This is a genomic window from Limisphaera sp. VF-2 (assembly GCF_049537125.1).
Lineage (GTDB): Bacteria > Verrucomicrobiota > Verrucomicrobiia > Limisphaerales > Limisphaeraceae > Limisphaera.
Map to the genome: position 1 here is coordinate 1,891,966 of NZ_JBMVQY010000001.1, position 20,060 is coordinate 1,912,025.

Sequence of the window (20,060 nt, forward strand, 5' to 3'; positions counted from 1 at the left end):
GAGTCCGTGAGCAAAACGTCATGCTGCAACCGTGGAGGGACGAGATCGAATGGGAACCCGTTTGCTGGCGAGTGGACCGCAGCGCCGACGCGTGCGGATCCTCGCCGGCGCAGATGGGCCTGCGGGAGAGGAGCCACATGGTGCTCTGGATCGGTCCCGCGGCCTCGCAAGGCATCTCAGATGGTGGCTCGCGGACGGTGTGGCGGGAGGAACGCCCAACGTGAGTTTTTCCCTCTGAAACCTGAACAAGCTGCCTGTGTGCCATGCGGACCAACGAAGTGCCGATGAAAAGAAAAGACGGCATTGTAAAAAACCGGGCGGGGGAGAACCAGGAGCCTCCACGGGCGGCCCAGAATGGCCCGGCGCGCCAGATGCGCACGCTGGTGCAGAAACTCCGGCAACAAGTGTTGGAGCCGTGCCGCCGGGGCATATGGGCTGCTGAGGTCATACAAAGAGCAGCGGAGGCGCTCAGCGACCGGGTGCAAGCGGAGCTTGAAAGCATCGCCGAAAGCATCAAAAACAAAATGGAGGAGTGGGCCAAACCGCCGAAAGCGGAGGTCCAGGCGGAAGCATTGCCCCCGAATGCGAGCCAATATATGAGTGATCTTTCACACGTGTTGGCAAACCTTCTGAAGAGCGTCGAACAGGCGCTAGATCCATGGGACGTGAGTCAGCCGGAAAACACCGAGGCCTATGAGATCAGCAGAGCGAGAAGCACGGCACGTAACCGCAGATCCAAGAAAGAGTTAGTATGGCACGGTAACATTGAGAAGGTGTTAAAGAATAATGCACCCCGTGTACTCGTGACTGCGAAGGATTTAAATGCTCAGTTTTCACGCGTTTGTCATCAATGGTATTTGAGGGCATTCGATGCCGTTGGTGGAGTGGTGGTTACTGGTAGTGGATTTTTAGCTGTCATCGGTGCACTCATGCTTAGTGGAGGAACGATAATATGGCTTACAGATGGAGAAATGCCTGAAGGCTCCGTGGAGGTAGCGCTGATGGTAGGCATATGCCTAATCTGCATTGTGCCGTTAGTGTTAACAAGGATGGCGATTGGACGTGCGCTCAGGAAGAAATGCCTGAATGTTGTTCGGGCGATAGCATCGTTGAAAGTATGTGTTGCGCGCTGGCAGGAGCAGACCAGCGCTCGCTGTCAGGAGGAACTGGCCGGGCTTGAGGAAAAAGTTCTGCCCCTGCTCGAGGAAATGGGGGGAGGTATTGCGGAATTGAGCGATGCCAGTGGCTGGGGCGGGATGGACTGGGCAAGCGAGGCGTGGCGAAGCTGGGCCCCGGCGGCCTTCCCGCTATCTGCTGTGCGACTCGGAACGTTGACGATCGACGCCAGCGATCTGAGCTCCGCGTTTCCCCGGTTGCAGCCCAGGATTACGGTTCCTGCAATAATACCTTTCGCCCCCGGTCGCGGACTGTTGATCAAGGTCCACGGAGAAGCGAAGCGTCAGGCGGTCAAAGCGTTGGAGGGCACGCTGCTGCGATTGTTGGCCGGGACGCCGCCCGGCAAGCTGCGGTTTACGTTCATCGATCCGGTCGGATTGGGGCAGAATGTGGCGTCGTTCCTCCAGTTGGCCGATTATCACGAGTCGCTGATCAACGGAAAGGCGTGGACGGAGCCCCAGCAGGTTGAGGAGCGTCTGGGTGAGCTTACGGAGCAGATGGAGACGATCATTCAGAAATATCTCCGCAACGAACACCGGACGATCGAAGAGTACAACCATAATGCCGGCGAAATAGCCGAGCCGTATCGGGTATTGGTGGTGCTGGACTTTCCGGTCAACTTTACCGAGGCCGCGATCCGTCGTCTGGTGAGCATCGCGCAGCACGGGCCGCGTTGCGGGGTGTATTGCTTTGTAGTGATGGACACGGACAAACCCCTGCCTCATGGGTTCAATCTCGTGGACCTGGAACGGGCGGTTGAGACCATTGCCCGGGAGAAGGATCGGTTCGTGTGGTGCGACGAGGATTTCTGCGACTGCCGGTTGGAACTGGACACCCCGCCGCCGAAAGAGCTTTTGGATCGCATCCTTCAGGGCGTGGGCGAGCGGGCCCGGGAGGCGATGAGAGTCGAGGTTCCCTACAGCAAGCTGCTGCAGTTGGCGGGGCTGACGCAAGATCGCTGGTGGCAGGGTTGCGCCGACCAAGAGGTTCGAGTCCCCCTGGGGCCTGCAGGGGCGGGCAAACTGCAGTACCTGAGGCTGGGCAAGGACATGGAGCATCAAGTCTTGGTGGTGGGGCGCCCCGGCTCCGGCAAAAGCAACCTGATGCATGTACTCATCAACACTCTCGCTGCGGTTTATCCTCCTGATGAGGTGGAAGTCTATTTGGTCGATTTCAAACAGGGGGTGGAATTCAAGCCTTACGCCGATGTGCCTTTGCCGCACGCACGGGTGGTGGCCATTGAAAGCGAGCGAGAGTTCGGCTTGAGCGTATTGGAGAGGCTGGACATCGAACTTCAGCAACGGGGTGAAACGTTTCGCACTGTGGGGGTGCAGGACATCGCCGAGTACCGGCAGCGGGGACTCCGGATGCCGCGCATCTTGCTCCTGGTGGACGAGTTTCAGGAGTTCTTCACCCGGGAGGACAGGATCTCGCGTCAGGCGACCCTGCTTTTGGATCGGCTGGTTCGCCAGGGGCGGGCTTTTGGTATGCATGTCCTACTGGCCTCGCAAACGCTCACGGGTCAGTACACTTTGCCTCGCAGCACGGTCGATCAGATGGCCGTCCGCATTGCCCTGCAGTGTAGCGAGGCCGATTCCCGATTGATCCTGGCGGACGACAACCCTGCGGCTCGGCTGCTTTCCCGTCCCGGGGAGGCCATTTACAATGCGGCCAGTGGTCGCGAAGAGGGCAACAGTCCTTTCCAAGTTGCGCTTCTGACGGAGAAGGATCGTCTTGGGCACTTAAAGGCGGTGGCGGCCTTGGCGCACAGCAGGGGCCACACCACTACACCCATCGTTTTCGAAGGGCACGAGCCGGCGCGGCCAGAGAACTGCCGACCCCTGGGCGAACTCCTTGCGGCTGAAGATTGGCCGGATCAAAGGAGGCCCGCGGAGGCGTGGCTTGGGGAACCGATTGCCATTGGGCCGCCGGTGCGAGCCTGCCTCCGGCGTCAGAGTGGTAGTCATCTGCTGGTCGTCACCCGGGAGGAAGCTGACGGGGTGGGGGTGCTTGCTGCAGCGGTGTTGAGTGTGAGCGCTCAGCGACGTCCGGAGGCGGCCCGGTTTTGCATTGTGGATCTTACGGCTGCCGACAGCCCGTGGGCCGACCTGGCTGAAGAAATGGCTGCACTTCTTCCCCACCGGATTGAGGTTCGGGGTCGCCGGGACCTGCAGGGGCTGCTCGATGAGCTCATCAGAGTGCTCCAGCAGCGGCAGTCTGATGAGCGGATAAAAGGCCCCGAGCTATACCTCGTCATCCAGGGGCTGCACCGGGCGCGGGAACTGCGTCTGGAGGAGGGAGAATGGGGCTTTGCGTTCCACACCTCGGGAGAAGAGAGACGCCCCAGCCCGTCGGAACAGTTTGCGTTCCTGCTTCGGGAAGGACCTGAGGCGGGGGTACATGTGTTGACGTGGTGCGATACTTGTGCCAACGTAATGCGGGTGGTGAACCGTCAGGGACTTCGTGAATTCAACCTGCGCGTGGCCGGGCCCATGAGCGCTGAAGATTCCATGGCTCTCTTGGATGAACCGGCTGCGGCTCAACTGGCCAAACCCTACAGGATGCTTTTCATTGACCACGACCGACCGGGCTCGTTGCAGAAGTTCAGGCCTTTTGCGCTTCCGGAGAGAGCGTGGCTCCGGCAGGCGGCAGACCGTTTGCGTACTCGTCTCACGGGTGGATAATCACAGGAGGTGACCCAATGCCACAGGTGCATGTTGATCCGGAGAAGCTGCGGAGCTTTGCCGCAGAGCTCAAGCGTTTCGCAAAGGAGGTTGAGGGTCAAGTCAACGGCCTTGGCAACGATTTGGCACGCCTGGCGCAAACCTGGCGCGACCAGGAATACGAACGTTTTGTGGAGGAATTCGTGGCAACCCAACGCCAGTTGCAAGTTTTTGCTGAAGAGGTCAGAACCCTGGCGCCGCTTCTTGAGCAGGATGCAGAAGCGGTCGAAAAGTTTCTCCGGAGTCGTGGGTAAAGAGAGCCGGGTATGAAGGCGATCGCGGATCCTGACGAGATTCGGAAGTTTGCCGCTTCCCTCGAGGCGCGGGCGGAGGGCGTCCGGCAACGGCAAACGGCCATGATCAACAGCTTTCACAGTTTGCGCGAGGTATGGCGCGACGAGAAGTACTTGCGGTTCGAACGGGTGCTTTCGCATACCATAACCCGCTTGACCCTTTTTTACCATCGTGCTGACGCCTACGCGCGGTACCTGCGAAAAAAGGCAGAATTCCTCGATCGATACCTGGATCGGCGTTACTAGAGTGGACGTGCAAGCTCCACGGGGGCCATGAGTGGCGAAGTCCGTGTGGTTTCGTTTCAGGCGCTGGAGGATCTGGACGCCGGTCTGAGGCGCTTTGTGGCTGTGACGGGCGAGGTTCTGGAGGCCATGGAAGCCGACATCCAAAGGCGCTTGCAGCTGCTTGAAGAGCGCCGACAGGCGTTGCTGGAGCAGGTGGAACATCACCGGGAAATCCTCGACGACGAGCAGAACGATGAGTTGCAAGAGCGGGCCGCGAGCGAACTGAAAGAGGCCGAGGAAGCATTGCGGCGGCTGGAGTACTGGCAGAGGCAGGCGAACGAGCAATACCGGATCTTCCGTGTGCACGCCGGCCGATTGCAGGCCTTGTGTGCCACCAGCGCCGTGAAGGCACACGGGTTCTTGGAGAGGAAGCTGGCAGAGCTCCGGTCCTATACGGAGATCAGAACGCCCTCTTTTACAGAACCGGCCGCGGCCACGGGAGGGGTCTCCCGGACCTGGCAGGCGGTCGCACCTTGCACGCGCGACGAACTAAAGCGGGCCATTGCTGAGGGCCGGTACCAGGATGCGATTGATATCGCCATTGCGATTTATGACATCGATCCGAGTGCCATCAACGGTAAACCCCGATATGAGCCGCGCTTGGATTGTGTGGGTACCACCGACGCGGATCGCTGCGTTTTGATCGGGCCGGCGGCGTTCCGTCGGTCCCCGGGTTGGCTCGCATCCTCGATTGCGCATGAGGCCAAACATGCGAAGGATATACGGGATCGGGGGTTCCCGAGCAACGATGTGGCTTACCTGGAGTATGAGATTGCCGCGTATGATGAGGAGATTGAAAATGCCGACAAGTACGGCCTGACCCATGAAGAGGTGGAGGAATTGAGACGTCTCAAGCACTGGTACGAGGCTGAGCGGGACAGGTTCAAAGCCGGGCATAGGCCGCGATCGAGTGACCGAGAAGGGTGGTGGGGCCCATGTTAACGCTGTCGCTGGCATTGGAGAAAAGCGCCTATGCGGTGGGTGAAAGGATCATCGGCACGGTCGTGCTGCGGAATTGTGGGGCGGCGAGTGTACGGGTCAATGCCCGGTTGGCGTGGAATGTAGAGTGTGCACCTCCCCAGTGCCGGGAGATCAGGTTCATTGTCAGGGACGAGGCAGGCCGGGAGGTTCCTTGCCGGATGTTTGTGAATGTGGGAGCACCCCGGAATGCGGATGTCATCGAGCTACAGGCGGGGGAGGCGGTGGAAAAGCAGTACGAGCTGACGCGTGGGTACCGGCTGGTGAGACTGGGCGCTTATTCGGTGCAAGCGGTTTATGAAAACCTGAGTGCCTGGGAAGAGCCCGGGCCAAAACCCTGGAAGGGTCGACTTGCGTCGAACGTGGTCCGGATCACGATCGGAAGGCATCTCCTTTGAAGTCGATTATGGGGGATGCACTTGGCAAACGGAGATCAGCGAGGCGTGGAGCAGGTTGAGGATCACGGGGTTGTCCAATGAGTGCACTGGACGCAGGCTACGAGCGGCTGAAGGGAGAGTGGAGAAACCTCGAGAGCCAGTGGGCAATCACTCGGCAGCAGTGGTCCGACAGCGTTGGCGACTACTTTGAGAGGGCGTTCTGGCGAGAATGGGAGGCCGAAGTGCCGGAGGCCTTGAAAGCCATGGCGGAGCTCGAGCATGTCCTTCGGCTGGCGTTGCGGGACCCTCGGTGACAAAGAAGGCTGAGCGGTGCAGGGGATGGGTTCGCCAAGGTTTCCGGTCCGATAAGCAAACTGGCCCCAGAAAATGTGCGTCGGGATTCTCCTGGATGACGACTCCAAGGCACATCCCTGATGGATCGCGACGGTCGATGAGCTGCATAACTCAACTCTCATAAGAATCGCGGGAGAGAGGCCCAGGACATGTTGGAGATCAAGGCCGGCGCCATGAGAAGAGACGCCCTGCGCACGGCATACCCGGCAACCCCGGTCGTCCCCGCAATGCAGTCCTGGGCTCGTGAAATGCGCAGGAACCATGGGGCGTTGAAAAGGTTGTATTCAGCAAGAAATGATCGTTGGTGTTTCGGGCATGGTGTCGTTTCTTATTGGCGTGGGATCTGGTCAAGACCCGGTGAGAAGCGCGGTATCTCCACTTACGTTGGCGCGCTTCAGCTTTTGAACGGGGAAGAGCGGTGGGGAGCGGATTCAGAAACGCCATGAATCCGGGCTTTGTCTGCGTCGGTCTGTCTGTATGGGGGCCTCACGGGTCGCCCTCCTTGCAGGGCTGCAACGAGGTTGGCGGTGTACTTGGCCCCGTCCACCGAAGGGTGCCTCGCTGTCAGGGGTCACAACTTGGGGCCGGAAGCGAAAGTACTGCAGCCGCGCCGGGTGCTGCAGGCCCGGGCCGCAGAGGCTGGTGTGTGGGCCGATCACCGCCACTGTGTCCTGCTACCTGGCTTGCGGGCAGCGGCTCAACCGGGGGATCCATGGCCCTGAGGCCACCTTGCACACCTGCTCTGGGCTGGTTGGGCTTCACAGAAACGCGGCTTGCGTCGGGCCCCCGGCGACGGTAAGCGGGGCAGGTTTGGGGCGCGACGGGGGTGACCACGGCGGCTTGCTGGGAACCATCGAAGCCCCGATGGATGAACGAGTTGCCGGCAAAGGCGAGACGGCCGTGGGAGGAACTGTGGGGCGAGCCAAAAAGGCCAAGTGCGAAGCGGCGGAAGGTGGTCCGGGAACTGTCCTGCCTGCACAAGCGCGATGGAGCCGATAGATTAGGGCCAGGCCCCACAGCCCAACGAACCCTTGGGTAGCAGAGCGGTGGAGGCAACCTGGGTGCAGCATGAACGCGGGTTCAAGCGCATGGGGCACCTTTCGGGACGGGCCGGAGCCGAACGGCAGCTGTGCTTGGTGTCCCTCCGGACGCAGCGAGGCCCCGGTTCCTGCTTCCCCACCACACGGCTTTCACGGCATGCCCCAATGCATTCCGTCGGCCACGGACCTCAAGTTCGCACTCGCAAAAATGTGGGAGTTCGGAGTATGGTGCGTCTGATGTGCTGCAGCCTTGAAGGCTTACGCTGGAGTTTCGGGCGGCCCGTGAATGTCACCCGCGCATGAGCCAAGGTTGCAACCGGATCCGAAGCCTGTACCAACAGGAGCTGCGTCGAGACCTTGAACATGGGTAGCCGGCCGGTGAAACGTCTTTACCGGGTTCTCGTTGCGGCAGGGGCCGGCGATTCTGGAGGGCGAGAGGGGCGAGGACGTGGTGCTGCCGGCACGCGAACAGGCAAATACTGCTGCGCCAAACGTGAGGCCCGGCGCAACCGCATCCCTCTCGTCCATGCCGGCGAACGCACACGGGTTTGGCGTTTCGGCCCATGAGACTTCTCCGCCTTCTCCTGAGGATCGCTCTTGCGAAGGTGCTGTGCGTCTTGTTGGCTCTGGCCTTCATTTTGATCCTGATCTTTCTTCCAAGGGAGATACGCTTCCAGTACCTGGGCTCGCTCCTGTCGGAGGTGACGGTCGCTTTTTGGCGCCGGATCGTCGGGCCCGAGCGAGTCCGGATCGATCGACCTCGAGCTCGCACAGGTGGCTCGCGATTGAGACGATTCTTTCGGGGTAAAACCTGACAGCGCACGGCTCGCCCCTAGCGCTTCGCAGCTCCGCGCGGCCGGGGTGCCGACTTGTTTGTGCCTGCGCTCCTTTCAGGCCCGCTCGGCTGTAGTTACCTGGATGCTCTTAGTAGAACTGCAGTCTGGTGACAGATGCATCCTTTGCGCTGCGACCGATTACACCGTCTTGCCTCCCTAGGTCATGTGAGGGAACGTACGGGGACCGGAGCGCCCTCCGAACGCTATGGAGGAATGGGCCGGTGCGCTTTCCAAGGCGCTGTGCGGAAGCCAACGCCGACTCCCTGGTCTGCTGGTGCAGCTTCTCAAGGTTCGGCAACACCGAGGGCCGTCTGCAAGTCTCCTCAGCAATTAACGCGTCGGCGAACGGCTCGGGATGGATCTGCCTTCATTGCGACGATGTTAGGAACTGCGTCAAGAGCCGACACCCGGAAATTGAACACCCATTGTATGAGACGTACCGCCGTCTCCCGAGCTTTCAGACACGTGCTCGGCGAGGCTCAAAGGGTTGCCCGTTGTCGAAAAGGGAGTACGGAGGTTGCCGGTGTGCAAGAGTCGTTTCTCGCAGCAAACTCTACTCCAAGGTCGTGCGCATGGCATGTCAACGAACGCAGCGCGTGACTGTGCGGGCAACTCCTGCAGGGCGAGGCGGAGGTTGCATCCTGCTAGCCGTACGCCAAGCCAGTCAAAGCGCACGGGAGAAGCCCGAGTGCATGCGGAGACAACGCGCCACGGTGCCTGCGCACCATTTGCCCCGGCAACCGTTGGTCTCTGCGCTTTCAGCACTGCCTGATGAACCAAGCATCCACACCGTGGCCTATGCCGGTGGTCACATGGTCGGGTTGCAACCATGGCGCTTCCTCAAGATGAAAAGCCTCGTAGCATGTCATGCTCGCCGTATGGAGCTGTTCCTGCGAAGTCTCCAACTTTCCAGCGAAACGCCCCCGTTGTGGCCGGGTTGCACATCGACTTAGGGGCCCATTGGGGCCGGTGCCCCGGCGGGAGAGCCGTTTTCTCACCTTTGAAGGGCAAAGGCGCTAGACGTAGCAGTAAACGATGGCACAAATCCGTTGAGAGATACGATCCCATACAGCGCCATCAGCCGGCTCGTTTGGACGTGGGGATTGCCGATCAGGACGGTACTGTCCGACTGTGGGGACTTCTTCAGTGTCAGTTGCCTCGAGATGACGAGGCTGTGCAAGTGCACAAGAGGGCCGTTAGGGTGCGCAACCGGATCGCTCCGTGTGGGCAATCTGCATGGACGCATCAGGCCAGCGTCCTTGAGCATGAGCAACAGCAAGGTTCGTGCTTGACCGTCCATGCGGCTGGCCGAGTGCGCGGATGCACTCTGAGGCCATTGCACATTCGGATCTCGTGTGCCGCCGCGGCCGGCGTAGGAGAGTCCCGACGGGGCTGATCTTGTTGCTCTCCCGAACGGAGCGAGCATGCACAGTCGCACTCCGCAAAACTCGGGTTTTGCGTTGACCCGATGGCACGAACCGGGCGCCCGGATCGCCCGTTTACAAGTGTCCGGAAGATCATTGAACTGCTTTGCACCCACTTTGCACCCGGCGGCTTAGGAAGACTCGCCGCGTTTTCAGGAAGCCCGGGTCCGCTCGTATTAAAAAACTGTTGACACTGGCCATAATTCTGCTATGCGATGAACAAAGGCCGATTGTGTTCACCCCATAGGATCTCCATGAACGCGTGGCTGCACAAAAAGGTCCGGCAGCAGGCTCGCGAGGCTTCATTGATCGTTGGCTTCGTCTTCGGTTGTTCCGCCACGGGAGGCAATTCTCGACAAGAGGTGGGTCTTTCCGGGTGGTCCGATCGGGGGCAGCCCTGTCGAACGCACTCAGGCCGCCCGGGTTTGGGCAACCATTCCATCACATTCCAACTGCACTGCACGGAGTCCGTATGACGCTCGAAAGACTGAAACCCGCTGTTCTTCTCGCCGCAGCGGGTGAGGCTTGGCTCCGGTTCACGGCCTGCGCGGCTGCCGCGCGTACATTTACTGGCGCAGTCGAGACGTTCACCGGCGCGGTGGCATTCCCAAGCCCGGCCACCTTAGAACTCAACCAGCCTCCATCCTTCCAGTGTAAGAGGATGGTAACCAACATTCTTGTTGGCACATTGCACGATTACGTTAGCCACCTGCGTAAATGCATCCGAGAGGCGAGATTCCCTTTTCACTTTCCCGTTCGGACGGGAGCGACCGTCCTGCCCTGTGACGGTGCGGCCAGAACAATTCAAGGGGAGCAGACGCAGCGAGCAACCAACGCATGCCGCACTTGCTGCATTCCTTTGTGGTGTACTCCCGTTGTCGCCGGGCGACGCTCACAGAGAGCTTTCATAGCCGTATCCCGCCTTCGCGTGTGCGGTGGGGCGGGGGGCCATCGTGCACGGCAGGCGTAACAAGCACCAGGAGATGACATGACCATCCCGTTCTTTCGTCCCAATATTGACAAGCTGGCAGCACAGCGGAACGTTCCGCGCCTCCTGCATATTGTCCGCACGGCGTCCTTGGAAGACCGCATCAAAGCGTTGGAGGCGATCGGCTCTATCGGTGATCCCTGTGCGATCCAGCAGGCCGTCGAGAGCCTTTCCGATAAGTCTCTGTCTCCAGCATGGGATTCGGCAATCCGCATTCTGCGTCGACTGCCTCGGCCGGACGCCGCAAAAGTCTGTGCTCAGATTGTTACATCAGATGTTGAACCAGAACTTCAGGAGAAAGTCCTCTCGGCCGCGCTTCAGGGGGAGGCGCTATGGGATGTGGAAGAGTGGGTCCGAATCGGCACAATTCTGGCCGAGAAGCAGCGCTCGGCGCTTGCTGCCGCATGCTTTGATCAGGCTCTTGCCGTCCTAGGATCGAACAAGACATTGCTGCGCTCCATCGCATTCACCCTTTACGACAAGTCGTTGCCGGAGTACGCCCTCCGATTCTTCAAAAGGATAGCAGAGATTGATCCCGATGACGCAGGAGGGTGGGGAGGCCAGAGTAAGTGTTTGTTGACGCTTGGCAGACTCAAGGAAGCCGAACATGCTTGCCGGAAAGCACTTGAGATCGCTCCCTCCTATAGACCTTTCAAAGAATGCCTGGCAACTATTTACTACGAGATGCAGGAGTTCAAGCGCATGGCGTCCCTTGCTCGCGAGCTCCTTAGGGAGGACCCCTCTGATGTGAAAGCGCATGTAATGCTTTCGGAAGCCTTGATATTCGCAGGCGAGCTGGCGGATGCCGAAGCACAGGTCCAGGAGGGTCTAGCAAAACTCATGACAGCGAGCAGTGCGGATCCTGCAGCACTGTCCATCCTTTACCTGCAACTAGGAATACTGCGTGTAATGAAGGGGCACGAGGGCGCAGGTGAATGTTTTTAGAAAGCAATAATCGCTAACCAGAAAGATCAATGGGCTTACAAAGTGGCGCATGCGTATCGGATTCTGGAGATGGCCGGCGTCGTGTGGAACGGAACACCGCTGGAAAGAAGAGCCCGACTGTTGGCTGCTGCGGAAAAAGTAAGTGGCGACGTTGGCTCGTATTCGGAGTGGAAACGATGGGAAGGGTAGGGATCCTCACAGGGGCCAGGGATGGCCGCGTAGGAGACCGGGCCCATGCCGAAGCCAGGTGGGTAGTCACGCAGTTGAAGCATACAAGAAGTGTCTGCGATATGGCAGATCAATATTGCAGAAAATGCAGATCACGACTCACGGAGTGCCCTAAGTGCAAAGGCAAGGGGACAACGTATCAGGGATCCGTGTTAAGTGGCTATGCCGATAAACCGTGTCCTAATTGCAAGGGCACTGGCAAGCTCTGCCCCAAGCACGGTTGCGATTGGGGTTAAGCGGATCGGTATTTATTGCGTCGCCGCACGAGGGGGGCCGTTGACCCCGTGGTCCATGAGGAGGATGCGTGGTCGAAGGGCCGCTGTTGGGGCCACGTTGGCTGGGGGTACCGCGGCGCGCAGGCCTTGAGAGAAGGGCCACAGGGAACCGTTGACCCGCGCTGCCCGCAGGCCGGCGTGTAGAGAGCCCGGCGGAGAGGGCCTTGGTTGCCGCGGATCCTCTACCGGCTCCCCCCGCTGGACCCGCCGGCGCGGACGAGGCGCCAGACGGAGCAGGGCCGCGGTCTCGCGGCAGTTGGGCAGCCCGGACTCGGGCATTGTGGACCGCACGGCCACGGCGGTGGTGGCGGCCACCCTTGGCGAAGGGTTCCAGACGGCGGGCACGCAACAGGCGCCCGAACCCGGCAGCTCGCCTCGCAACAGCACCGACGACAGACCCGGAAACGCCGCCGCGGCCACCACCAGCGCGGTGGCCAACCATAGAAGAGTTCTGTTCCATCTGGCGACGGGTCGGGCCGCGCAGGCGGAGCCTTCCTCGCAAGCGGCTTTCGGCTTGCGATACGTCAGATACCAGGCCGCGGCCAGCAGGACGAACGCCACGACCAGAAACACCGGGCGCCATTTCTCGAACGCCGCGGATGCGGCAAAGCCGCCCGCGCCCAGCAGCACGGCCACCAGCGGGCCGATGCAACAAAGCGATGCGGTAATGGCGGCCAGCAGGCTGCCGGCGAGAGTGACCTTTTGCAGAGCGTTCCATTTGTCCATATGCGTTCTCCATCTTCGATGTCTTGCCCGAGCCTACGGCCTCTGGTCGGCTGGAGGGTCAAGGGCTTTTGGAAAAATGTTTCGGCCTGCCCGTCCGGGGTGGCAGGGGCAGCCGCTCGATCAGATCACAGAAGGCCCTGGCGCGTTTCCGGGGACGGGAGGTCTCCTCTTCCCATTGGGACACAAAGGCTTGGAGCCCGCCCCGAAATTCCTCCAGGGCCGCAAGCTGCATTTCCAACCCCGCCAAATGCCACCTAGCGATCTCGACTACTGACCTGCACGGGGCACGCCCTTGTCGGCCCAACGTCAGAATTTCTTCAATGTCCTCTAGGGCGAACCCCAGTGCTTGGGCCTTTTTGATGAACCGCACCTGATCGAGCAGCCCCGGCGGATAAAGCCGGTAGTTGGCAGCCGACCGTTCCGGCTTGGGCAGCAGACCGAACCGTTCGTAGGAATGCAGCGTTCGCACGCCGACGCCGGCCTCCGCGGCGAGCTGGCTCACCTTTAGGTATCGTTCGGGCCTCATCCGCCGCCAACCCAAATCAGACCCGAAGGATCGCAAAGTCGGTGCGATCATACACCCACGCTGAGGTGCCGCCGATGGTAGGTCCAGGGACTGCCGTTTGTTGAAGGATGTGGGCTCGGGGTAGCGTCCCACTGGTGGCGACGCGGGGCGCCCCGGAGAAAAAGTAGCACCAATGCAGGTCCGCCCTTGGTAACTGTTGAAAACTGCGGATCATTCGCCAACCAGATCCGCTGATCATGCCGAACTGCTCCAGCGGCGCGTCACCGATCCAGGGGCCGGGACGACGTCAGCGCTGTTTGTGAGAGATCGAGAATGGCGGGACCGTCTCAAGCAGACCCGGGTGTCAAACGGCTCTCATAAAGGGCGCGGGTGCGGTTGCAGAGATGGCAAACCGAGAGCATCACCGGCACTTCCACCAGTACGCCCACGACGCACGCCAGCGCCGCCGGCGAGTCCGGGCCGAAGAGCGTGATCGCCACCGCGACGGCCAGCTCGAAGAAGTTGCTGGCCCCGATCAGCGCTCCCGGCGAGGCCACATTGTGCGGCACGCGGAACAGCCACATCAGCCCGTACGCCAGACCGGAGTTGAAATACACCTGAACCAGAATCGGCACGGCCAGCAGCAGCACGGCAAACCATCTCGTGGTCAGGTTCCCGGCCTGAAAGGCAAAAATCAGAACCAGCGTCGCCAGCAGGGCCAGCACAGTTACCGGATGGAATCTGGGCAGGAAACGGGTCTCGAACCACTCCTGGCCGCGCGCTCGAAGCAGGCTGGTGCGCGTCAAATATCCGGCCACCAGGGGGATGACGATGAACACGACGACCGACGTGATCAGCACCTTCGAGGGTACGATCACGTTGGCCACGCCGCAGAGGAACATGACGATGGGCGCGAAGGCAAACAGCATGATCAGGTCGTTGAGAGCCACCTGCACCAGCGTGTAGGCCGGGTCGCCGTCGGTGAGGTAGCTCCACACAAAGACCATGGCGGTGCAGGGCGCGGCGGCCAGGATGATCAGACCGGCGGTATAATCGCGGGCGACCTCGGGCTCGATCCACGGGGCAAAGACATGCTGCAAGAAGAGCCAGGCGAAAAAGGCCATGCTGAAGGGTTTGACCAGCCAGTTGACGAACAGGGTGATCAGCAGGCCCTTGGGGCGTTTGGTCACTCCGGCCAATGCGCGGAAGTCAACCTTCAGCATCATCGGGTAGATCATCAGCCAGATGAGGATCGCGATGGGGATATTTACCTGCGAACCCTGACCGAATTCGAGTTGGCTCAGGGCGGCGACGGTGTCGGGCAGAAACTTGCCCAGCGCCACGCCCACTCCCATGCAAAGCAGCACCCAGAGCGAAAGGTAGCGCTCGAAAAAGTTCAGTCGCGCGGGCAGCGCGGCCCGTGGTTCTTCAGGAACGCCGGGTCGAGAATGCAGGGTTGTGGTTGACTGATTCTGAAGCCGTGGTGCGGTTTGCGATGCGTTGTCTTTCATGAGCGGTTGCGATGCGATGACCTCGACGGAACGGCGAGTGCTCGCGGGTCTGCTGCTCGTCTTCCCCGGAGAGTGGTACGTCCGGCCCCTGTCGCTCCGGAGCGGCCGGCGATCCGTTGCGTCGGGTGCGAGCATTCAGCCGCAAGGGAGTCCTCACGGCACGGGAGTTTGGTGCCATCCAGGTCTGGCCGGCCGCGTTGCCCGGCAGGCCCACGCACCGGGGCCGGCGGCGATGCACGGTTCTGCGGGCGATTCACCCCCATGACCCGGAGACCAGCGGGTGGTGCGGAGGATTTGAAAAATCGCATTTCAACGACCTCGGCGCGATGCTCTTTGAGCCAAATCGCACGTGCACGGCCCGGAGATCCCGGGGACAGGGCTGGAACGTGATCCTCAACAGGTTCATCCGGCCCGGCGGCGGTGCCCGCTGGGGCTCGTGTCCCGCTGGCCCGCCACCAAGCACATGAAGGCGGAAGCGCGGATCGTCCGCCGCGCCCCGGAACGCGGCTCACAAGGTCTGAAACCTTCGTTCTGGTCGGTCCGCATAGCCTGCGCTTCGAAGTGTTGACCGCAAGCCTGACACGGGTACTCGTACGTTTGCATGCGCTCTTTTCCCCTTCAAACAGGTTCAGGCCGACCGAGTGGTTTTGAAAGCCGGGCGGGGTGCCGCAGTGGCAAACACCTGCCCGATCCACTTGCAGAAGCGGTGTCGCTCCTGCAGACGGCGCAAATCCTTGCGCAAAACCGGTTGGGTTTCGGCACATTCCTCCAGGCAGCGCAGATGGGCGGCCAGCTCGGGCGGCGCATGCGAAGGCAACGCATAAATCATCCACTGGCGGTGCCGCCGCGCTTCCACCATGCCCTTCTGACGCAGATAGGCCAGGTGTTTGCTGACAACGACCTGGGGCAGGCCGAGGATGTCCTGGATGTGAGAGACACAGAGCGGCCCGTGGGTCAGCAAATGCACGATCCGCAGCCGGGTCGGATCGCACAGGCACCGATAGATCTGCGCCAGTTGCATATAACCAGGCAAGCATATACGCCCATGAGGATTCGGCGTCAACAGAACGTTTGACCGTTCCGAGCAATCTTTGAAAGCGCCGCTCAGACCGTCCGGATACCGAGGACGATTGCAGGTCGATCCGGCAATCCGTTCCATGTGCACGAGCTCTCATTTGTTATGAGCCGCGGTGGCTGCGGGCGAGGTCCCAACCTTGTTGAGCCTCAGGCAGATGACCGACGTTGCCGGCTGCACTCAGCGGACGATCCGGCACCTGTTCAGCAGCCGCCGCGGGAACGGGGCGGATCGTCCGTGGAAGACTTCCCGCCGACTTCCGTCGGTGGTTCGGGTTTTCAGGGGGGCCGCCACCATTTGGCGGCGGGCCGGGGAACCAAACATGGACCCAGGGCCGCGGATCGTAACCACCGCGGTGAGGCGTTGAGCCTGGGGGCGATCCGCCGGCCCCCGAGGGAGAGTCTTTGTTGAGGTCGGCCGGTTCCCGTTGGCGGCCAGCTTGTTGAGACTGCGCTCCTACCTTTGAAGGCGTTGGGAGACCCGTATGATCGGTTCGTGGCCTTCACGGGTTGCGGCCCTCACGACCCAACGGGAATTGCCCAAGGTGGAGCGCGGCTTTTGCCACGGCTCTGCTGTCAACAGGGCACCCGGTTGCCGCCCGGCCGCGAGCCGCCGAAATCGAATCCCCGAATTCCTGAAGAGGAGAACCTTCCCCATAAGCGCCGGTGCAAGTTGTGGCTGTGGCGCGGCCGTTTTCCGAACAAACAGGTTGTTCCACAGCCTGCTTGGCGTCAGCATACCCCGGAATCGAAAGGAAACCTATGGACCAGGAAACTCTCGGACAGGTTGGCGGGTGGGTTGGGGGCATCCTTGGCGGGGTCATCGGCATTCTGGGTGGAGTGATTGGCACGTATTATGCCCTCAAGAGAACACAGGGCCCGCGCGAACGGGCTCTCGTGGTGCGCGCCAGTATTGTGTGTTGGATGGGCGTCTGTCTCTTTGCGCTCGGCATGTGGTTTTTGCCGATGCCCTACAAGTCTGCACTGATCGGCGGTTATGTCGTCGCCCTGTTGCTAGCCGTGCGCCATTGGAACAGACGCCAGGCAGCCATTCGAGCAGCCGAAGCAAACCGCGGCGCCTGAGCATGCGCTGCCACGAACGCGGCCGGGGCGTGGCGGTTGCCACCCCTGACTATCGGGTGGCAGATCGTCGGCCCAGGGTCGTGGTGTGGGGCGTTTGGAGTTCTGTGCGGATGCCGGTCCGGGGAAAATCCTTCATACCGGGCCACAACGGCCCTCGGGTTCGCTCAAGTCGTCGAGGGACGGAATGCCGCGCGCACGCAAGTCCGTCCGGAAGGGGAGCGTGCCCACTCTGCCGCCGGCGCCGTCCGAGCTGAAAGTGCATGCCGCGACGCGCGCCGACGTTCCCGACAAACCAGTGCCGGGCCGGTCCGGCCTGGCGCCGGTGCGCGGCTGCGCAACAGCTTGCGGACACTGTTGGAAAAAGGTCCGGCGGCCTCCTCACTGCGCGAGCCGGCACAGCTGCTGACAGAGGCGATGCATTGCACGGGCACGGCCCAACCGCCGCTCGATCTGGAGCGGAGAAGCGGGACGGCGGTTCGCTCCACTGATCTGGCCAGCCATCGTTCGCCTCATCTCTTACGATAATGAAGCCAAAGCCGAACGCACAACACACCGAACAGTAAGCAGAGGGCAGCCTGGCCTCCCAGCACTAGCCACAATAGGCGCACCTCCGGCAGGAACTCGCGCAGGCGTACCAACTGCCAAAGACTATAACCGCAGCCAGCGATCGCCAGCAGGGCTCCGGAGCCAAAGATCATGGCGGCCAGCCTCCGACGAACGGGCTCTGGACACTGCATGAAACCGAAGACGACCAGGCCGCTGACGATACTGAGTACGGCAACCCCGGCGATCCGACGCCAATCGGCGGAAAAGTAAGCCGGGCCTTCCGAGATGAAAACCCAGTCATACAGAGCCCATGCAGCTGCTGCTGCGATGACCAACCAACCGAGGATGAGCCTGGAACGTCGCACGGCGTATGATCCAGTCGGACGGGGAGGTCAGGCACAGGGCCGTGAACGCGAAGCCACCTGTGATCCGATGCAGGAGATGCGCAAAGTCGCGACACTACAAGCCTGAGCCGCTCTTGTTTGCACCGGTTGCATCGGCCGGCGTCGACGGTTCAATCCGTTTCGATCGCGAGAACCAACCCGTTGGTATCGAAGTAAACGCGGGCCTCGGTCAGGGGCGGCCACTTGCCATAGTCCCACACCCTTGTGCCGTTCGTCCGCTCGATTACGCGAACGGGTTCTCCGAGCAAACGGCGAACTTCCATTTGGGACATTCCCCCTCGAACAGGCCGTAGCCGTCGCTCGCTCCACCCCATGGCACAAATGCCAAGGCCAATGTAGAGCAGAAGGGCCACAAGCACTCCCTCAGCAATTTTCCCGGCGATGTTCATCAACCCATCATCCACGCTCGACCACCCGGCGCGCGGGCCGCCTGCAGGATCACCACAAAGCTGCTGGCGAATTCGATCTCGCCCCTCCGTTAGGCGGCATGATGGACCCAATGGACGTCATCTCTCCTTAACGGATTGCCAACAGCGTATTCCGTCGCGCCCGTACTGCCCTTTCCATGATTGGCTGGTCCAGTTGTCCCACCGCCCCCCTAACTGCTGGGGGACCCACTGGCTCGATCTGATAACGGTTCCCCAAAAGCCAAATAATTCCGCCGCAATCGCGGCGCCTCAGATGGCATGGCGAACGAACGCTTTCAAATCGGATCTAGGTGCGATGGCTTCCACGCGTGCGAAGCGGCCTTGTCATCCGGCTCCCCGGCGCCCCAACAAGGACCTCCGGTTCGCAAGCGGGGCGCGAGGCCGGTACGCGGTCCTGTTTGGTCTACTTGAGGCTTTCATTCTGGTAGTGCCGCGACAATCCAAAAAGTGGTGGCGGCAACGAAGCACGGGCCGACCAATGTCGGAGCGAATGCTGCCTTTGCCGTGTTGCTGGTGCTCATGGCGACTCGGGCTGATGCTCCGAGGGTCGGAGCCGTGGCGAGCATTGGCCGGCTCGAGCGAAAGATTCGAGAGCCTCTTCGAGCCCGTGGACAGACCGGAGGACATCAACCCCGTCCAAGCGCAGAATGGGACGACCACGTTGAACAGGTCCCAAGAGCGCCAGGGAACGCGCCTCCGGAGGAGAGCCGCCACTGGCGATGTGTCCACCGCTCCCAGAGCGGCGTAGATCGCGCAGGCGACCAGACATGACGGAATTTTGCTCGTGACGCGGATTGGGAGCAATCGCGTCCCGAGCCCGGCAGGTCCGCGCAGGGGAGGGGACGTCTGCAGGCGCATTGTCCTCCGTGCGGTCTGCTGCGACGCGCGGTTCCCAGGGGCCATCATCGTTTCTCCTGCATGCCTGCGAGAATGTCGCTCGTGTCCCGCATACCCAGGATCCCGATCATGTCCGCGCCGTTTGGTCGGCCCATGAGCTGGACGGCCACACCCGTGTCGGTGGTTGCTCAGACTCGCCGTGGCAGGCCCTGCATGGTGCTGGCATCGGCGATTCCCGGTGTACCGAAGCCCCCCGTCATGACTGCGCCGACGCGCTCGAAGGGTGCACCTGTTATGTGGGCGTGAGCGCGACTGCTGTCGCGCTTGATAGCCCAACGAGCCGGCGCCTCGGGAAAAACGGCGTTCGTCGGCATGGGCTGTTCATCCTTCGCAACCTGCGAGGTGATATACCCGGTCAAGTCTCCCGAACGCGAGCCACCGGATGCCAGAGCAGTGGCAGACAGAGCCGCAGTGAGAAAGGACATCCATATGGCAGGCCGACCCTTGATCAACGGGCTGCGTGGTTCTGACTCTGTGGACATCATGGAGTTTTCGCGGGATCGTGCGAGGTCCGGAGCCCTGCCTGGCAGCCAATCAGGCTGGTGAACCAACACTGGGAATCGTCCTGCAAGTCAACCGGACGCTTCGCAGCCGCCTCGGCGCGTCGGTGTTCGTCAATTGCCACTGGGGCCGGGGCCAAGGTCGGTGGAGTTCGATATCTAATGGGGGATGGAATTCCACCCATCTGGTTAGCGCGTACATTGGATCAGCAGTTGGTTGAGTGGCTGGAGCCGTCGGACCCCACATCGGGTGCCCATCCGGGCCTTGGCTTTGGCAGCGGCAGTGGATTTCCAGCTCAAGGCTCTTTTGCACAGTCCTCGAGCCGGGCTTGATGACCGGCGCTCGGCGACTTGGGGCAGTGCGCGGCCGGGCCGGGATTTGGCCTCCGGCGTTAGTGCTTTGGGGACTGCACAAACCGGCAGCCAAACAGGGCCTGAAACTCGCTGGGCCGCAGCCGGCGCAG

The 20,060-nt window shown here is 61.3% G+C and carries 14 protein-coding genes; 8 read left to right on the forward strand and 6 right to left on the reverse strand.

Annotation, left to right across the window (positions count from 1 at the left end; genetic code table 11):
• Positions 1-1,109 precede the first annotated feature (1,109 nt).
• The 7 genes from ACPDIT_RS06720 (at position 1,110) to ACPDIT_RS06750 (ending at position 11,419) form a co-directional block, all read left to right on the forward strand.
• Positions 1,110-3,860, forward strand: coding sequence for an FtsK/SpoIIIE domain-containing protein (locus tag ACPDIT_RS06720; protein WP_423442407.1), 2,751 nt, complete (start codon positions 1,110-1,112; stop codon positions 3,858-3,860).
• A 17-nt stretch (positions 3,861-3,877) separates the two neighbouring features.
• Positions 3,878-4,153 carry a WXG100 family type VII secretion target gene (locus tag ACPDIT_RS06725; RefSeq protein ID WP_423442408.1) on the forward strand — a complete coding sequence of 92 codons (276 nt, stop codon included), beginning with the start codon at positions 3,878-3,880 and terminating at the stop codon, positions 4,151-4,153.
• A 12-nt stretch (positions 4,154-4,165) separates the two neighbouring features.
• The gene (locus ACPDIT_RS06730; protein WP_423442409.1) at positions 4,166-4,438 is read left to right on the forward strand and encodes a hypothetical protein; all 273 of its coding nucleotides are present in this window, start codon (positions 4,166-4,168) and stop codon (positions 4,436-4,438) included.
• A gap of 27 nt (positions 4,439-4,465) precedes the next feature.
• Positions 4,466-5,419 carry a hypothetical protein gene (locus tag ACPDIT_RS06735; RefSeq protein ID WP_423442410.1) on the forward strand — a complete coding sequence of 318 codons (954 nt, stop codon included), beginning with the start codon at positions 4,466-4,468 and terminating at the stop codon, positions 5,417-5,419.
• Entirely contained in the window at positions 5,413-5,853 is a 441-nt protein-coding gene (locus ACPDIT_RS06740) for a hypothetical protein (protein ID WP_423442411.1), read from the forward strand. The genes ACPDIT_RS06735 and ACPDIT_RS06740 overlap by 7 nt, the downstream gene beginning before the upstream one ends.
• A gap of 77 nt (positions 5,854-5,930) precedes the next feature.
• Positions 5,931-6,146 carry a hypothetical protein gene (locus ACPDIT_RS06745; RefSeq protein ID WP_423442412.1) on the forward strand — a complete coding sequence of 72 codons (216 nt, stop codon included), beginning with the start codon at positions 5,931-5,933 and terminating at the stop codon, positions 6,144-6,146.
• A 4,328-nt stretch (positions 6,147-10,474) separates the two neighbouring features.
• The gene (locus tag ACPDIT_RS06750) at positions 10,475-11,419 is read left to right on the forward strand and encodes a tetratricopeptide repeat protein (protein WP_423442413.1); all 945 of its coding nucleotides are present in this window, start codon (positions 10,475-10,477) and stop codon (positions 11,417-11,419) included.
• A gap of 476 nt (positions 11,420-11,895) precedes the next feature.
• On the opposite strand, the gene ACPDIT_RS06755 is transcribed toward ACPDIT_RS06750, so the two are convergent.
• The 4 genes from ACPDIT_RS06755 to ACPDIT_RS06770 form a co-directional block, all read right to left on the reverse strand.
• Positions 11,896-12,648: a mercuric transporter MerT family protein gene (locus ACPDIT_RS06755; RefSeq protein WP_423442414.1), complete on the reverse strand. Its 753-nt coding sequence runs from the start codon at positions 12,646-12,648 to the stop codon at positions 11,896-11,898.
• A 58-nt stretch (positions 12,649-12,706) separates the two neighbouring features.
• On the reverse strand, positions 12,707-13,174 hold the full coding sequence (locus tag ACPDIT_RS06760) for a MerR family transcriptional regulator (protein ID WP_423442415.1): 468 nt from the start codon (positions 13,172-13,174) through the stop codon (positions 12,707-12,709).
• A gap of 326 nt (positions 13,175-13,500) precedes the next feature.
• Positions 13,501-14,664, reverse strand: coding sequence for an ACR3 family arsenite efflux transporter (gene arsB, locus ACPDIT_RS06765; RefSeq protein ID WP_423442416.1), 1,164 nt, complete (start codon positions 14,662-14,664; stop codon positions 13,501-13,503).
• A gap of 628 nt (positions 14,665-15,292) precedes the next feature.
• Positions 15,293-15,685, reverse strand: coding sequence for an ArsR/SmtB family transcription factor (locus ACPDIT_RS06770; RefSeq protein ID WP_423442417.1), 393 nt, complete (start codon positions 15,683-15,685; stop codon positions 15,293-15,295).
• 815 nt (positions 15,686-16,500) lie between these two features.
• Here ACPDIT_RS06770 and ACPDIT_RS06775 point away from each other — a divergent pair.
• Positions 16,501-16,821: a hypothetical protein gene (locus ACPDIT_RS06775; RefSeq protein ID WP_423442418.1), complete on the forward strand. Its 321-nt coding sequence runs from the start codon at positions 16,501-16,503 to the stop codon at positions 16,819-16,821.
• Between the two features lie 509 nt (positions 16,822-17,330).
• Here ACPDIT_RS06775 and ACPDIT_RS06780 read toward each other — a convergent pair.
• Both ACPDIT_RS06780 and ACPDIT_RS06785 read right to left on the reverse strand, forming a co-directional pair.
• Complete coding sequence (locus ACPDIT_RS06780; protein ID WP_423442419.1) at positions 17,331-17,732, reverse strand: hypothetical protein; 402 nt, start codon at positions 17,730-17,732, stop codon at positions 17,331-17,333.
• Between the two features lie 149 nt (positions 17,733-17,881).
• The gene (locus tag ACPDIT_RS06785) at positions 17,882-18,034 is read right to left on the reverse strand and encodes a hypothetical protein (RefSeq protein WP_423442420.1); all 153 of its coding nucleotides are present in this window, start codon (positions 18,032-18,034) and stop codon (positions 17,882-17,884) included.
• Positions 18,035-20,060 lie beyond the last annotated feature (2,026 nt).

Excerpts from the sequence above, each read along its gene's own strand:
- ACPDIT_RS06730 (WP_423442409.1), top strand. The coding sequence starts at position 4,166 with ATGAAGGCGATCGCGGATCCTGACGAGATTCGGAAGTTTGCCGCTTCC.
- arsB (WP_423442416.1), bottom strand. The coding sequence starts at position 14,664 with ATGAAAGACAACGCATCGCAAACCGCACCACGGCTTCAGAATCAGTCA.
- ACPDIT_RS06735 (WP_423442410.1), top strand. The coding sequence starts at position 4,466 with ATGAGTGGCGAAGTCCGTGTGGTTTCGTTTCAGGCGCTGGAGGATCTG.
- ACPDIT_RS06750 (WP_423442413.1), top strand. The coding sequence starts at position 10,475 with ATGACCATCCCGTTCTTTCGTCCCAATATTGACAAGCTGGCAGCACAG.
- ACPDIT_RS06785 (WP_423442420.1), bottom strand. The coding sequence starts at position 18,034 with ATGGAAGTTCGCCGTTTGCTCGGAGAACCCGTTCGCGTAATCGAGCGG.
- ACPDIT_RS06775 (WP_423442418.1), top strand. The coding sequence starts at position 16,501 with ATGGACCAGGAAACTCTCGGACAGGTTGGCGGGTGGGTTGGGGGCATC.
- ACPDIT_RS06745 (WP_423442412.1), top strand. The coding sequence starts at position 5,931 with ATGAGTGCACTGGACGCAGGCTACGAGCGGCTGAAGGGAGAGTGGAGA.
- ACPDIT_RS06725 (WP_423442408.1), top strand. The coding sequence starts at position 3,878 with ATGCCACAGGTGCATGTTGATCCGGAGAAGCTGCGGAGCTTTGCCGCA.
- ACPDIT_RS06770 (WP_423442417.1), bottom strand. The coding sequence starts at position 15,685 with ATGCAACTGGCGCAGATCTATCGGTGCCTGTGCGATCCGACCCGGCTG.
- ACPDIT_RS06755 (WP_423442414.1), bottom strand. The coding sequence starts at position 12,648 with ATGGACAAATGGAACGCTCTGCAAAAGGTCACTCTCGCCGGCAGCCTG.
- ACPDIT_RS06740 (WP_423442411.1), top strand. The coding sequence starts at position 5,413 with ATGTTAACGCTGTCGCTGGCATTGGAGAAAAGCGCCTATGCGGTGGGT.
- ACPDIT_RS06760 (WP_423442415.1), bottom strand. The coding sequence starts at position 13,174 with ATGAGGCCCGAACGATACCTAAAGGTGAGCCAGCTCGCCGCGGAGGCC.